This window comes from Thioalkalivibrio sp. ALRh, assembly GCF_000381425.1.
Taxonomy (GTDB): Bacteria; Pseudomonadota; Gammaproteobacteria; order Ectothiorhodospirales; family Ectothiorhodospiraceae; genus Thioalkalivibrio.
Genome location: NZ_KB906519.1, coordinates 1,357,669 through 1,371,059, shown reverse-complemented (window position 1 = coordinate 1,371,059; position 13,391 = coordinate 1,357,669). Strand labels below are relative to the sequence as shown.

The window sequence follows — 13,391 nt, the reverse complement described above, 5'->3', positions numbered from 1 at the left end:
CTAACATGGGCCGTGACGCCTCTGGGATACACTAGGATCCATTTTGTCCCCCATACCCGAGGAGGCCCCGTGTCCATACGCCCAACCCTTCCGTCCAGCTTAACGAAAACCGCTTTCGGGGGAATGCTGCTGGGCCTGGCCCTTGCCCTGGCCCCAGTACACGCGAAGGAAGATCCGTCATCCCTGGCCATTCTGGGCACCGTCGAAGATGTCGAGATCGTGGGCGAGGGGATTGTGCTGGAGGCGCGCCTGGACACGGGGGCGACATCATCGTCCCTGAACGCACTCAACAAGGAAAAGTTCGAGCGCGACGGCGAGGACTGGATCCGCTTCGATGTCATCGACCCCGATGACGACGACGCCTATATCACCCTGGAACGCCCGGTCGAGCGCATCGTCCGTATCCGCCGTCACAGCGGCGAGAGCCAGGAGCGCCCGGTAATCGCGATGGAGTTCTGCATCGGCGACCAGCGCATCAAGGGCGACACGACCCTCATCGACCGCACTAACCTCACCTATCAGGCCCTCATTGGCCGCACGCACCTGGCCGGGCATATTCTGGTCGACTCCGGGGCCGAACATACCTACGCGCCCGACTGCGGAGACGACGATTCGTGAGACGTTTTCATCTCCCGATCCTAATCGTGCTGTTGAGCACGATCGGGCTCGGGATCTTTGCGTACAAGGTCATCGCCCTGGACATGCCCGTCATGCCCGGGGCATCGGCCGAGACCTGGCAGGTTGAAGCACGCGTTCGCTATCAGCCCACCGGGGGTGCGGCCAACGTGCAACTGCGCATCCCGGATCGCCTGCCCAATTTCGCCATCCTGGATGAAGGCTTCGTCTCGCGCGGCTATGGCCTGAATACGCTGCGCGGCCAGGACGACCGCATTGCCCAATGGACCACACGGCAGCCGCGCGGAGAACAGGTGCTGTACTACCGGGCGACCCTCTACCGCGACAGCGATGACCGCTCGGACGCTGACTACCCAGGCCCCGTCGGGGCCCCTGAATGGACCGAGCCCTACCGCTCCGCGGCGGATGCGCTGATCGAGGACGTCCGCAGCCGGTCTTCGGATATCCAGACCTTCGCCTCGGTGCTGGTCAATGACCTCGCACACGCCGCACCCGCATCGAATGCCGCGGTATTCGCCGATGACGGCGGCGACCGCGTACAACGCAGTCAGACGCTGATCGAACTCCTGGCTACGGCCCGGATCCCCGCGCGCATGGTCACCACGTTGCACCTGCGCGACGGGCGCCGCGACATACGGCCAGAAACCTGGATCGAGGTCCACAACACGCGGCGCTGGGTGCCCATTCACCCGCTGTCGGGCGAGATCGAATACCCGGACGATGTGGTCGTCTGGGCCCATGGGTCCGCGCCCCTGCTGGAGGTCTCCAACGGACGCGACGCCGAGGTCCGCTTTGCCGTCTCGCGGGGCGTACAGGACGCCCTGACCACCGCCCAGCGATTCGGCGAGACCGTCAACGCCCAGTTGATGGAGTTCTCCACCCTGAATCTCCCGCTGGGGACCCAGAACACCTACCGCGTGCTGCTCATGGTCCCCCTGGGGGCCATGATCATCGTGTTCCTGCGCAACGTGATCGGCGTCCAGACATTCGGCACGTTCATGCCGGTGCTGATCGCGCTGTCCTTTCGCGAGACGCAGCTGCTGGCCGGGATCATCCTGTTCACCCTGATCGTGTCGCTCGGGCTGGCCGTGCGCTTCTATCTCGAACACCTGCGATTACTGCTCGTGCCACGACTGGCGGCAGTGGTCAGCGTGGTCATCATGCTGATGCTCGGGATCAGCATCCTTTCGCACCAGCTGGGGTTCGAGCGGGCGCTCGCGCTGTCGCTGTTCCCGATGGTCATCCTGGCCATGACGATCGAGCGCATGTCCGTGGTCTGGGAAGAACACGGTCCATCGGACGCGATCACCCAGGGCATCGGCAGCCTGGCCGTGGCCGCCGCCGCCTATGGGCTGATGGCCAATCGCCACCTGGAACACCTGTTGTTCGTATTCCCCGAACTGCTGCTGGTACTGCTGGCGATGACCCTGCTGCTCGGGCGCTACACGGGCTATCGCCTGAGCGAGCTGTTCCGTTTCGGCCGCATGCAGGAGGCCATGCAGCCCTCCAGACGCTCGGAGGATCGCTAACATGGGCTGGCTGCCACGCTTCGTGCTCCCACGGACCCTGCGCGAGCAGGGCATTGTGGGGATGAACGCGCGCAACGCCCGCTTCATCGCCCAGTACAACCACCGACGGTTCTACCCGCGGGTGGACGACAAGCTGGAGACCAAGCGCCTCGCCCTGGATGCCGGCCTTTCGGTACCCGAACTCTACGGGGTCGTCCGTTCGCATCACGAGATTCGCAAACTCGAGCGTCTGTTGCGCGCCTATCCCGACGGCTTCGTGATCAAACCGGCGCATGGGGCTGCCGGCGACGGCATCCTGGTCATTACCGGCTGGCGCGGGGATCGGCTGCGGCGTGCCAGCGGCCGCACGATGGAGATGAGCGAGCTGCACGACCACTGCTCCAACATCCTCTCCGGGATGTACAGCCTGGGCGGACGTCCAGACGTCGCGATGGTCGAGCAGCGGGTCCGGTTCTCCTCGGCCTTCGACCAGATCACCTATCGTGGCGTGCCCGACATCCGGACCGTTGTCTACCGGGGGTACCCGGTCATGGCCATGATGCGCCTGCCCACCCAGGACTCCGACGGCAAGGCCAACCTGCACCAGGGTGCGGTCGGCACCGGGATCGACCTGGCCTCCGGCAGGACCATCGGCGGCGTGCAGCACAACCGGCCCATCTGGGAACACCCCGACACCGAACACTCGATTGTCGGGCTGGAAATCCCCGGCTGGGATGAACTGATGCAGCTGGCGTCAGGCTGTTACGAACTGAGCAAACTGGGCTATCTGGGCGTGGACGTCGTGATCGATCAGGACCGCGGCCCCCTGATTCTCGAACTCAATGCCCGCCCCGGGCTTGCGATCCAGATCGCCAATGGCGAGGGACTGGAGAGCCGGCTGCTCGCGGTGGACGCGCACCTGGTCGGGCGCGACGGCACCGAACCGCCCGAGCAGCGCGCGCGCTGGGCCGCCGGGGTCTTTGCGCGTCACGAAGCGACGCAAGCGGCGCCTGCGGATGCCGCCTCGGCCACCCCCGCGGCGCAAGACGCAGATTCAACAGAGATCGAGCGGCGCTAGCGAGGCAGGGGCCCTCGACCAACGCCGAGAGGCCCGAGCCACTTTCCGCTATCCTAGGCCCCATGACCTCGACAGCGCATTCCCACAGTCCGGCAGATATCGACCAGGCACTGGCGGACGCCGAGCGTGTCTGCACCCGACGCGGTGCGCGGCTGACCGAGCAGCGCCGCCGCATCCTCGAACAGATCCTGCGCACCGACGGCGTGATCAAGGCCTACGACCTGATCCATGCGCTGTCCTCGGATGACCACAGCATCAAGCCACCAACGGTCTACCGGACCCTGGCCTTCCTGCTGGAGCAGGGCCTGATCCACCGCATCGAGAGCCTGAACGGCTTCGTCGCCTGTTCTCACCCGGGTGAGCGCCATGAATCCGCGCTGATGATCTGTGACGGCTGCGGCCAGATCACCGAGTTCCATACCCCGGAGCCAGCCACCCAGGCACTCGAGGCCCAGGCCACCGCCCAGGGCTTTGCGATCGACTCGCGCATGGTCGAGCTGCACGGGCACTGCGCGGACTGCCGTAACGCCTGACTGCCGTGCCCGCCACCCTCCAGGCGTTTCCCCCGGTCCTGGACACCCGTACCCGTGCGGTGGTGCTGGGCAGCTTCCCCGGCGTGGCCTCCCTCCAGGCACAGGCGTACTACGCGAATCCGCGCAACCAGTTCTGGCCGATCATGGCCGCCATCCTCGGCGAGCCCTTCCCCGACCTTGAATACCCCGAGCGCATCCGGCGCCTGCTCACGCACCGCATCGGCCTCTGGGATGTCTACGGCACCTGTCGGCGCGAGGGCAGCCTGGACAGCGCCATCCGTGCCGCCGCACCCAATGACCTCACTCGGCTGACACGGGAAGCGCCGGGGCTGCGCCTTGTCCTGCACAACGGCGCGGAGAGCGCTCGCCGCCTGCACGAGACCCGGGCACTCGGCGTCGAGGCCCTGCGCCTGCCATCGACCAGTCCGGCCAACGCCCGCTGGAGCTTCGAGGCCAAGCTCGAGGCCTGGGCCGAAGCGCTGACAAGCGCCGGGATTCTCAGGCACCTGTAGTCCCTCCGGCCGCCGTCGGGGTTGCGCCCCAAAACGTTATCTTATAACGTGACATCGTCGTGTAACGATATAACAATTTATTCACGCTGAGGCCTTCGGCGTGTCTGTACATGTTTGGGAGTCCGTCATGCCGCACAACACACACCTGCTCCGTCCCGCCCTGGGCGGACTGACCGCCCTGGCACTCGCCGTGCCGACCGCCGCCACCGCCCAGCAGTGGGAGACGCGCGCGGGAGACCGCAACTGGGGGCTGGATATCTCATTGATCCTGGAAGGGGTCTACTACAACGAGATGTCCCGGGGTATCAGCGACCCGGCCGGCTTCGATGACGGCCATGACCATGGGCACGACCACGGCCACGGGCATGACCACGGGTTCGACGACGGCTTCAACCTCGGGCACAACGAACTGGTCTTCGAAGCCAACCTCGGCGACCTGTTCGATGGCGTGCTGATGATCGGTTTCGACGAGGACCATGTTGAAGTCGAAGAGGCCTACCTGACCACCCGCGCCCTGCCCGGTGGCTTCCAGGTCAAGGCAGGTAAATTCCTGTCGGACATCGGCTACATCAACAGCCGCCACGTCCATGACTGGGACTTCGTCGACCGCCCGCTGGTCAACGAATACCTGTTCGGCGATCACGGCCTGCAGGAAACCGGCGTCCAGGCCACCTGGCTCGCCCCGACCGAGACCTACACCCAGCTCGGCGTGGAACTGCTGCAAGGCGAAACCAGCGGTATCGCGAACTATGAAGGCAGCCAGTCGGCTCGGAATGGTCAGGAGCGCATCCTGAGTGATCGTTCCGGACCACGACTGATTACCGCGTTTGCCAAATTCGGCCCGGACCTGGGCCCCGACCATGCCGCCCAATTCGGTATCTCCGGCGGCTACGCGCGCAGCTTCCAGAAGACCGACGAGCACTCCACACGTTTCGAAGATTGGGATGGAAGCGCCTGGTTCGCCGGCCTAGACGCCGTCTATAAATACAGCTCGGGCCGCGCCTATGGCCACGGCGACTGGCGCCTGCAGGGAGAGTATTTTTACCGTGAGATTGATGTCGACCGGCGCGATGTGAATTTCGAAGCGGATGGCAACGGACCGGAAGGCTTCGTCCGCAACGAACAGTCTTTCAAAAACAAACAGGATGGCCTTTACGTCCAGGGCGTATACGGCTTCGCCCCGCGCTGGGAGGCCGGCCTGCGCGCCGAGGCCCTCGGCCTGACCAACGACGTCGGCCGCGGTGATGGCGAGTCGTTCGGCACCTCATACCGTCAGACCGCTCAGGTGACCTTCCGCCCCGTGGAGCCGGTATTCCTGCGCGCGCAGCTGTCGCAGAACGACTTCGTCGACGAGCACGGTGATCGCGACCGCGGGCTGGAATTCATGCTGCAACTGAACGTGGCGCTCGGCGCGCACGGCGCCCACCGCTTCTGATCAGTATCGCGTCGTCGTCCAGGGTCGGCAGGACCGTTGATGCCCTGTCGGCCCCATCCGTATCCCGAAATCACCAGGAGTCCCGCATGTCCTTTAGCAAGACTCGCACCCGTATCACCCGGACCCTCGCCGCCGTTGCCTCGGTGGCCGCACTCACCTTCATCCTGCTACCCGCGCAGGCGGCTGCCGGACTGAACATCGTGGCCACTACATCCAGCCTCGGTGCCCTGGCCCGCGAGATCGGGGGCGACGAGGCCGAGGTCCGCGTGCTCGCGCCGCCGGACCGCGACGCACATTACCTGGATGCCCGCCCCAGCTTCATGGCCGCCCTGCGCCGGGCCGACATGCTGCTGGAACTGGGTGCCGGTCTGGAAGAAGGCTGGCTGCCCGCCGCCCAGCGCGGCGCCAACAACCGCGCGATCAACTCGGGGCAGCCGGGCCACTTCCGCGCGGCCGACAAGGTCGAACTGCGCCGTTCCATCACCATGGACGGGCCGAACATGGGCCACGTGCACGAGGAGGGCAATCCGCATTTCAATGCCGACCCGTTGCGTATGGCCGAACTCGCCCTGGCACTGGGACAGCGCATGGGAGAACTGCGGCCGGATCACGCCGAGGCCTTCGTGCAGCGTGCAGAGGCAGCCGCCGAAAGCCTGCGCGAACACGCCGAGAAGCTGGCCGAGCGCGTGGAGCCTGACCAGCGCATCGTGGTCTACCACGAGGACCTCGACTATCTGGAAGAGTGGCTGCCAGTCGAGATCGTCGGCTATCTGGAACCGGCGCCGGGGATCCCGCCCACCGCGCGCCATCTGCGCAGCCTCGTGGACGATCTCGAAGGCACCGAGGGCACTGTCCTGTACGCCGAGTTCCAGCCGCCTCGCGGCGCGGAATTCCTGGAACGGAACCTGGGCTGGCCGACGCATGCCGTACCACTGGATCCGCCGGCGGACTCCGGCCTCGATGGCTACCTCGAACTGATGAGCACCTGGGCGCAGGCCCTGCCCCAGCGCTGAAGAAAGCAGAAGCCGCTGTCACGACGGACCCGGAAAGCCACTTTCCGGGTCCGTTATCATTGGCCACCGCCCCATTCTTACGAACCTGCATGCCACCCGAGCCTGTCCCGCCCATCCTGCACTCCCAGTCGGCCCTCCTCGGGTTCGACCGTCCGGTGATCGGGCCTTTGTCCCTGGAGATCCCGGCAGGTGCCCGCTGGGCCCTGACCGGACCCAATGGGGTGGGCAAATCGCTACTGCTGAAAGCCATTACCGGACAGGCCCGCGTTCACGGCGGGCGTTTTGAACTCGCCCCCCGTACGCGACCCAGCCTGTTGGCTCAGGACCACGCCCGCCCGCAGCCCTGGCCCCTGTCTGGAGACGACTGGCTTCGCGCGATGGGGGCCAGCGTGCCCGAACATGAAGGAGTTCGGGCCCTGCTGAATCGGCGGCTGGACCGCTTGAGCGGCGGTCAGTGGCAACTTCTGCGTCTGGCCGCCGTGCTGACCAGCCGAGGTGAAGACTCGTCGGCGCAGCGGTTGATCCTGCTGGATGAACCCGCCAACCATCTGGATGCCGAGGTCCGTGCCGACGCGGTGGAACTGATCAGGGCGGTCCCGGCCGAGACGAGCATGCTGATCACCAGCCACGACGATGAATTCCTGCAGGCGCTCGGCCTGGAGAACCATCCACTTGCGGATTACCTGGATGCCGGGTGACCTGCTGCTGACACCCTTCATTGCCGGCGTGCTCGTCACCATGGTGCTGGCGCTCGCCGGGGCCGGTCTGTTCCTGCGCGGATCGGTCTGGCAGGCGCTGGCCCTGGGGCAATGGGCAGCCGTGGGCGGGGTTCTCGCCTCGGTCCTGCACTGGCCGGTGCTACCCGTGGCGCTGCTGCTGGGTGGCGGGATCATGGTGCTGCTGCAGCGCAGCCGGGATCGGGAACGCCTGCCCCTGGCCGTTTTCCTCGCCGGCCTGGCGGCGGTCACGCTACTGGCCGCCAACTTTGCTCAGGCCAGCCTGGCGGCCGCTGCCTGGGCCGAAGGCCAGCTCTACTTTGCCGGCCCCAATGAGCTCTGGGCGGCGACCGGTCTGAGCCTGCTGACCCTCCTGATGGTCCCGGTGCTCCTCCGCGTATGGCTGCATGCGCAGATCGCACCGGATGTGTCGGCGGCAAGCAGGCCGGCTGTCTGGCAGCATCTCGGCGAAATCGTCTGGCTAGTCGCCGCTATCGTTCTGGGGAGCATGGTCCTGGGACTTCCGGCTGCCCTGGCCACCCTGCTACTGCCGGCCTGGGGTGCAGCCTGGCTCGCACGCAACCTCACCGGGCTGGTGCTCTGGACGCAGGGCATCGCCCTGTTCGGGTTCCTTGTCGCCTGGACCATCAGCCTGCCGCTGGATCAGCCCTTCGCACCGGTGCTGGTCCTGGTCAACGTCATGCTCGCGCTCGGCGCCCGCCTCGCCGCCATGCTGCGCTGACCCGACGCGTTCCACCCCACCGCAAGCAACGACTGACGCCATGACATCCAACACCGCCCACTCGTCATCCACCAGTGCGAATGGCACTTCGCCGATTTTCCAGGCCATCGAGAAGGCGCAGGGCGACCAGCCCTGGGGCAGCTTTCTTGATGCCGGGACGGGTCGCAAGTCCATCGAGTGGATCAGCCACTTGGACACCGAGCGCTGGACGGCGGTAACAGCCTCCCAGGAGATGGCGCGCACGACCCGCAAGGCGGCGGGCACGGCGCGGCGCCGGCAGGACCGCATCCTGGTCGGCAACTGGATGTCGGATCAGCTTCTGTTCGGTGAACGCTTTGACACGGTGCTGCTGGACTACTTTATCGGGGCCATCGAAGGTTTCGCGCCCTACTGGCAGGACCGCGCCCTGCACCGGTTGCGGCCGCACGTGGGCGACCGGCTGTATCTGGTGGGCGTCGAACCTTACGTGCTGGTGGAACCGAAAGATGAAGCCGGCGCGCTCGTGAGGGAGATCGGACGCCTGCGTGACGCCTGCCTGCTGATTGCGGGCAACCGGCCCTATCGCGAATACCCATCATCCTGGGTCATGCGCCAGCTTGGAATCGCGGGATTCCGGGTTCTGGATGTCCGCTATTTTCCCATCCACTATCGCGAACGGTTCATCAACGGCCAGCTCGACCTGTGCCTGCGGCAGCTGCCGCATTTCAGCGACGAGGGTCTGGCCAAGGCCATGCACCACCAGATCGAGGTCCTGCGTGAACGCGCCCTGCCTTTGGCCCGCAGCCAGGAGGGGCTGAAACACGGCGCAGACTACCTGATCGTGGCCGAACCGATGGCCGACCGGCATCGCGGCCTGCACGACCCGCTGCAGCCTCATCAGACCCTCCCGAACCCGGAGTAGCCTCAAGCCGATACCGGCTCACCAAACGGCACACAGCATTACTGACCGAGCATGTTGACACCAATACACAGTTGCGTCTGATTCTCATTTAGATGCGCAGCCCGGACAGCTGTGTGTCGCCAGGACGAAAGGCGGCTTTCTGCCTTTGGTCTCTCCAACCTCCGTAAGCGTTGCCGCCGGATATGCAATCCGGCGGCTTTTTTATGCATCGTCGTCACCGCCAGGCATGCCGGTCCGCAACGGGCCGACGGCTTCAGCGACGGTCGGTCACCCTTCGTTCAACACGGGCGACCGCGTCATGCGCATGCAGACTCTCGCGATGGCGAACGTGGATGCGATAGCCGCGGGCGGAGTACTCCGGGCGCAGGGTGCTGTCCAGGCGCCGTACGGCGTCTTCGCAGAACATCAGGTTACGGCCGTTGGCGAGCGCGAAGGCCTTCTCGTCGACACGCTTCACCGCCGTTTGCAGGGCTGTGCCCAGCGTCTGTTCCACACCATCGATCAGATCGGGCAGGGGCAGCGTCGATATCAGCGGATCCAGACCGACCGTAACGGTTGCCTCGCTGCGCTGGCTATGGGGCGTCGCGACAATCCCCTCGGCCCGGCCCAGCCATTCGCGCACGGTTGCCGCATCCACGGCCGAGCGTGTGAAGTCGCGGTCGAACTGCTCCTGGATCGCCTGCCGCGCCAGGGCGGCGGAGCAGGGACAGGTGGAGGAATAGCCCACCTGAACCTCCAGTTCCAGGGACACAGCCCCGGACTCGCTGCGTGCAGCGATCCGGAACGGGTAGCGCTTCCAGCCCGCGGCCGCACTGACCAGGGCCGGCCGTTCCAGCGGCAGCTCCCCGGCAAGACGGACCTCCGCCACGCTGGACAGGCCACCGTGCGAAGCCAGAAACGCCTCGAGCACATCACACAGCCGCGCAACGTCCAGCTCGCGGGACTCCAGCTGCCGCAGGGCCCTGTAGAGCCGTGACATATGGATACCGCGCGCGCCCGCGTCATCGAGGCTCACCCCCGCGCTGGCCCGGGCGACCACTGGCTGGCCGGTCAGATACAGCGGAAGGGTGATGTCTTCCATACCCACCCAGTCGAGTGCGGAGGCGTGCGTAGCAGCCGACGCGGCAATATCCGGTAGCGGATCGGTCGCGGAGGTTTCCGTATCCGGTGAGACCGGAGACACACAGGTAGAGGACATAAGACACCTTGTTGCAGGCGGGTCGACCCCATCACAGGACGGTGGCCGATCCGTGTTGTCGGGGCTCAATCGAAACGTTATGGTATAACATCCTTAGCGCAACCGACGGAACCCCATGACCCGCGACGAACTGCTGGCCATGCCTGCCGAGGCCTACATGAGCGAGGCCCAACTCGCGTACTTCCGCGAGCGCCTGCTCGAAATGCGCGACGAGATCCTGGCCGACATCGAGGGTGCCCGAGATGGACTGCTCGACAACGAGCGCACCCCGGACGAACTGGACCGCGCTGCAATGGAGGAGTCCCGGCTCCTCTCCATGCGTGTACAGGAACGCGAGGGACGCCTGCTGCGAAAGATCGACCAGGCCCTGGATCGTATTCAGACCGGCGAATACGGCTACTGCGAAGTGAGCGGTGAACCCATCGGCCTGCCACGCCTGCTGGCGCGTCCCACGGCGACCCTCTGCATCGAAGTCAAGGAACGCCAGGAAAAGACCGAGCACGTAATCGTTCGCTGAGGCCGCATCCCCATTCGACTCGGGCGCGCTCCAGCGGCCCGAGCATTTCCCCTGGAGGTAGCAATGAAACGTCTTCCCGTCACCGTCCTCTCCGGCTTTCTCGGCGCCGGCAAGACCACTCTGCTGAACAACATCCTGCACAACCAGTTGGGGCTGCGCGTCGCGGTCATCGTCAACGACATGAGCGAGATCAACATCGACAGCGCCCTGGTACGCGGCGGCCAGGATGCCGTCACGCGTACCGATGCCCGTATGGTCGAGATGACCAACGGCTGCATCTGCTGCACGCTGCGGGACGACCTGCTGGTGGAGGTACGCCGCCTCGCCGAATCCGGGCAGTACGACTACCTGGTCATCGAATCCACCGGCATTTCCGAGCCCATGCCCGTTGCCGCCACCTTCGCCTTCCGCGACGAGAACGGGCAGTCCCTGGATGATGTGGCCCGCCTCGACACCATGGTGACTGTCGTCGATGCCGGCGCCCTGCTGAAGGACTATGCCTCCACCGACTATCTCGGGGATCGTGGTGAATCACTGGGCGAGGAGGACGAGCGCACCGTCGTTGACCTCCTGGTGGATCAAATGGAGTTTGCGGATGTCATCGTCGTCAACAAGGTAGACCGCGCGACGCCCGATGAACTCGCGACCGTTCGCGGCGTGGTCCGCGGCCTGAACCGCGAAGCGCATGTGATCGAGGCCACCCATGGCAACGTTCCCCTCGAACTGCTTCTGGGCACCGGCCGCTTCGACTTCGACCGCGCATCGCAGGCCGCTGGCTGGGCGCAGGAGATGATGGGCGGACACACGCCGGAAACCGAGGAATACGGGATCTCGAGCATCGTGTATCGGGTGAATCGCCCGTTCCACCCGGCCCGCTTCTTTGACCTGCTGCACCAGGAGTGGCCCGGCGTGATCCGCAGCAAGGGCTGGTTCTGGCTGGCCTCGCGCCCGGACTGGGCCGGCACACTGTCGCAGGCCGGCGGCGCGTTGACGCATCACGCCGCCGGCTTCTGGTGGGCCGCCGTACCGCCGGAGAAACGTCCCACTAACGAGGACTGGTGGGACACGGCCATAGCGCCAGTATGGGACGAACGTTTCGGCGATCGCCGCCAGGAGATCGTACTGATCGGTATAAAAATGGACGCAGACGCCATGCGCCAGCGTCTCGATGCCTGCCTGCTCACCGACGACGAAATGGCGGCGGGCCCGCAGCAATGGCAGTACTTCGAAGACCCGTTTCCGGTCTGGCGCCTTTCGGACGAGCCCGAGGGATCGCCGGAAGAATCCCGGACCCGAGAGGTTTCATCCGCATGAGTCCGGAGAATCAACCCGCGAATCGCCCAGGGCCTTCCAGCCGTCACCGCTTCGTCGACCAGGCCCGGGAGCTCCTGGGCATCCACCGTGAAGAGGTCAATGCCCTGATCTGGAGGCGATCTCTGGGTCCAGCCCTGTCAACTCAGTCGGAAGCCCTGGCCAGTACCGAGCCGGGTATGCTGCTGGATACCCGCTGCCGTCCCGACCAGGTACGGCTCCGGCTCCTGGAAGCCACCGGACAGCCCCCATTCCAGGTCCATCTGCTGGGCCGGGACATTGAACATCTCGCCCATGCATTCGCCATCGTTGCGAGCGCGGTCAGCGTCAGGATTCAGCTCGAAGTCCTCGATCACCAGCCCTGCCCTTTGTTCCATGTGGACAACAATGTCCTTCGGATGTTGTGCACCTACGTCGGGCCCAGCACCGAGTACGCGGACGAGCGACACCTGAACCGCGAACGACTGCAACAGAACGACAACGAGGGCGTGCTAGGCGGGCGCTCTCCGTTAATCACCGAAGCTGGACAGGCCATCCTGATGAAGGGCAAACGCTACTCGTCGGAAAATGGGCGCGGTGCGGTGCATCGATCGCCCCCTATTCCCCCCGGCCAACGCCGCCTCGCGCTCCGTCTGGACTATCCATGACGATTGTCTCCGGTATCGCGCGGGGCCTGCCCCACTGAAACAACCTCCTGGGCGCGAGCGGCAGGAGCCGCAGCATCTCTCCCTTGGCAACCCGAGAGGCGGATGGGTCTGAATTTTTCACAGAAACCCGGAAAGCCACTTGACCCGTGCGCTGTCTTTCTTCAACCTTCAATTGCGAACGCTTCTCATTTACTTTAGGAGGTCTCGGATGTTCACACTGGATGCCTGGCTGGAACGCACCCACCCTTCGCTGCGGATCATCGACAGCGCCTCACGCCGCGTCATCGCCGAGTGGCAGGGAGAGGATCTGCACCACCTGTTCGAGTCCGGCACAGTCGCACCAGATGACTGCTGCGGGCCACGCTCCCGGGAGTCCGAACATGAAACGATTCGGGAGCTCATGCTGGAAGCATGCCTGGAAGGGCTGACCGTCTGTCGGCGCAATTCGCAACGCGAAGCTTCATCGACATCGCCGTGCCCCCTTGCACAATTAACGGCCTGCGAAGACACACATCGCTCCGAACGCCGTGCACGAAACCTCCAGGTCATCGGCTCGACCGGGAGCGCTCCGACCCACCATCAAGCCCACAGCATTGCGAAAAGACCGCATTTACGCTTAGCGTTCCGAACATGACCGTCTCCCT

The 13,391-nt window shown here is 65.3% G+C and carries 15 protein-coding genes; 14 read left to right on the top strand and 1 reads right to left on the bottom strand.

Annotated elements, in window-relative coordinates:
* Nucleotides 1–123: 123 nt before the first annotated feature.
* The 10 genes from F791_RS0106550 to F791_RS0106505 all read left to right on the top strand — a co-directional run bounded on the left by F791_RS0106550 (nucleotide 124) and on the right by F791_RS0106505 (nucleotide 9,074).
* Nucleotides 124–618: an ATP-dependent zinc protease gene (locus F791_RS0106550; RefSeq protein ID WP_018139442.1), complete on the top strand. Its 495-nt coding sequence runs from the start codon at nucleotides 124–126 to the stop codon at nucleotides 616–618.
* A complete protein-coding gene (locus F791_RS0106545) occupies nucleotides 615–2,165 on the top strand; it encodes an inactive transglutaminase family protein (RefSeq protein WP_018995030.1) in 1,551 nt (516 codons plus the stop codon). The genes F791_RS0106550 and F791_RS0106545 overlap by 4 nt, the downstream gene beginning before the upstream one ends.
* Before the next feature lies 1 nt (nucleotide 2,166).
* Nucleotides 2,167–3,222: an alpha-L-glutamate ligase-like protein gene (locus F791_RS0106540; RefSeq protein WP_019592371.1), complete on the top strand. Its 1,056-nt coding sequence runs from the start codon at nucleotides 2,167–2,169 to the stop codon at nucleotides 3,220–3,222.
* A 62-nt stretch (nucleotides 3,223–3,284) separates the two neighbouring features.
* Nucleotides 3,285–3,755 carry a transcriptional repressor gene (locus tag F791_RS0106535; RefSeq protein WP_012983794.1) on the top strand — a complete coding sequence of 157 codons (471 nt, stop codon included), beginning with the start codon at nucleotides 3,285–3,287 and terminating at the stop codon, nucleotides 3,753–3,755.
* 5 nt (nucleotides 3,756–3,760) lie between these two features.
* A complete protein-coding gene (locus tag F791_RS0106530) occupies nucleotides 3,761–4,267 on the top strand; it encodes a DNA-deoxyinosine glycosylase (protein ID WP_019592370.1) in 507 nt (168 codons plus the stop codon).
* Nucleotides 4,268–4,394: 127 nt separating this feature from the next.
* Nucleotides 4,395–5,702 (top strand): hypothetical protein, encoded by a 1,308-nt coding sequence (locus F791_RS0106525; protein ID WP_018993263.1) that lies wholly within the window; start codon nucleotides 4,395–4,397, stop codon nucleotides 5,700–5,702.
* Between the two features lie 86 nt (nucleotides 5,703–5,788).
* The gene (locus F791_RS0106520) at nucleotides 5,789–6,715 is read left to right on the top strand and encodes a metal ABC transporter substrate-binding protein (RefSeq protein WP_018174956.1); all 927 of its coding nucleotides are present in this window, start codon (nucleotides 5,789–5,791) and stop codon (nucleotides 6,713–6,715) included.
* Nucleotides 6,716–6,804: 89 nt separating this feature from the next.
* Nucleotides 6,805–7,413 carry an ATP-binding cassette domain-containing protein gene (locus tag F791_RS0106515; protein WP_018993264.1) on the top strand — a complete coding sequence of 203 codons (609 nt, stop codon included), beginning with the start codon at nucleotides 6,805–6,807 and terminating at the stop codon, nucleotides 7,411–7,413.
* Nucleotides 7,403–8,173: a metal ABC transporter permease gene (locus tag F791_RS0106510; RefSeq protein WP_012983799.1), complete on the top strand. Its 771-nt coding sequence runs from the start codon at nucleotides 7,403–7,405 to the stop codon at nucleotides 8,171–8,173. The genes F791_RS0106515 and F791_RS0106510 overlap by 11 nt, the downstream gene beginning before the upstream one ends.
* A gap of 40 nt (nucleotides 8,174–8,213) precedes the next feature.
* Nucleotides 8,214–9,074 carry a class I SAM-dependent methyltransferase gene (locus tag F791_RS0106505; protein ID WP_019592369.1) on the top strand — a complete coding sequence of 287 codons (861 nt, stop codon included), beginning with the start codon at nucleotides 8,214–8,216 and terminating at the stop codon, nucleotides 9,072–9,074.
* Nucleotides 9,075–9,327: 253 nt separating this feature from the next.
* On the opposite strand, the gene folE2 is transcribed toward F791_RS0106505, so the two are convergent.
* On the bottom strand, nucleotides 9,328–10,272 hold the full coding sequence (gene folE2 / locus F791_RS0106500) for a GTP cyclohydrolase FolE2 (RefSeq protein ID WP_081622285.1): 945 nt from the start codon (nucleotides 10,270–10,272) through the stop codon (nucleotides 9,328–9,330).
* 115 nt (nucleotides 10,273–10,387) lie between these two features.
* On the opposite strand from folE2, the gene dksA reads away from it, so the two are divergent.
* The 4 genes from dksA (at nucleotide 10,388) to F791_RS13690 (ending at nucleotide 13,381) form a co-directional block, all read left to right on the top strand.
* A complete protein-coding gene (gene dksA / locus F791_RS0106495) occupies nucleotides 10,388–10,789 on the top strand; it encodes an RNA polymerase-binding protein DksA (RefSeq protein WP_018993267.1) in 402 nt (133 codons plus the stop codon).
* Nucleotides 10,790–10,852: 63 nt separating this feature from the next.
* On the top strand, nucleotides 10,853–12,103 hold the full coding sequence (gene zigA / locus F791_RS0106490) for a zinc metallochaperone GTPase ZigA (protein ID WP_019592368.1): 1,251 nt from the start codon (nucleotides 10,853–10,855) through the stop codon (nucleotides 12,101–12,103).
* Entirely contained in the window at nucleotides 12,100–12,747 is a 648-nt protein-coding gene (locus F791_RS13475; protein ID WP_081622282.1) for a DUF1826 domain-containing protein, read from the top strand. Before zigA ends, F791_RS13475 begins: the two co-directional genes overlap by 4 nt.
* Before the next feature lie 208 nt (nucleotides 12,748–12,955).
* On the top strand, nucleotides 12,956–13,381 hold the full coding sequence (locus F791_RS13690) for a hypothetical protein (RefSeq protein WP_155987372.1): 426 nt from the start codon (nucleotides 12,956–12,958) through the stop codon (nucleotides 13,379–13,381).
* Nucleotides 13,382–13,391: the final 10 nt, after the last annotated feature.

Excerpts from the sequence above, each read along its gene's own strand:
- F791_RS0106550 (WP_018139442.1), top strand. The coding sequence starts at position 124 with ATGCTGCTGGGCCTGGCCCTTGCCCTGGCCCCAGTACACGCGAAGGAA.
- F791_RS0106540 (WP_019592371.1), top strand. The coding sequence starts at position 2,167 with ATGGGCTGGCTGCCACGCTTCGTGCTCCCACGGACCCTGCGCGAGCAG.
- F791_RS0106535 (WP_012983794.1), top strand. The coding sequence starts at position 3,285 with ATGACCTCGACAGCGCATTCCCACAGTCCGGCAGATATCGACCAGGCA.
- F791_RS0106525 (WP_018993263.1), top strand. The coding sequence starts at position 4,395 with ATGCCGCACAACACACACCTGCTCCGTCCCGCCCTGGGCGGACTGACC.
- F791_RS0106520 (WP_018174956.1), top strand. The coding sequence starts at position 5,789 with ATGTCCTTTAGCAAGACTCGCACCCGTATCACCCGGACCCTCGCCGCC.
- F791_RS0106515 (WP_018993264.1), top strand. The coding sequence starts at position 6,805 with ATGCCACCCGAGCCTGTCCCGCCCATCCTGCACTCCCAGTCGGCCCTC.
- F791_RS0106510 (WP_012983799.1), top strand. The coding sequence starts at position 7,403 with ATGCCGGGTGACCTGCTGCTGACACCCTTCATTGCCGGCGTGCTCGTC.
- F791_RS0106505 (WP_019592369.1), top strand. The coding sequence starts at position 8,214 with ATGACATCCAACACCGCCCACTCGTCATCCACCAGTGCGAATGGCACT.
- folE2 (WP_081622285.1), bottom strand. The coding sequence starts at position 10,272 with ATGTCCTCTACCTGTGTGTCTCCGGTCTCACCGGATACGGAAACCTCC.
- dksA (WP_018993267.1), top strand. The coding sequence starts at position 10,388 with ATGACCCGCGACGAACTGCTGGCCATGCCTGCCGAGGCCTACATGAGC.
- zigA (WP_019592368.1), top strand. The coding sequence starts at position 10,853 with ATGAAACGTCTTCCCGTCACCGTCCTCTCCGGCTTTCTCGGCGCCGGC.
- F791_RS13475 (WP_081622282.1), top strand. The coding sequence starts at position 12,100 with ATGAGTCCGGAGAATCAACCCGCGAATCGCCCAGGGCCTTCCAGCCGT.
- F791_RS13690 (WP_155987372.1), top strand. The coding sequence starts at position 12,956 with ATGTTCACACTGGATGCCTGGCTGGAACGCACCCACCCTTCGCTGCGG.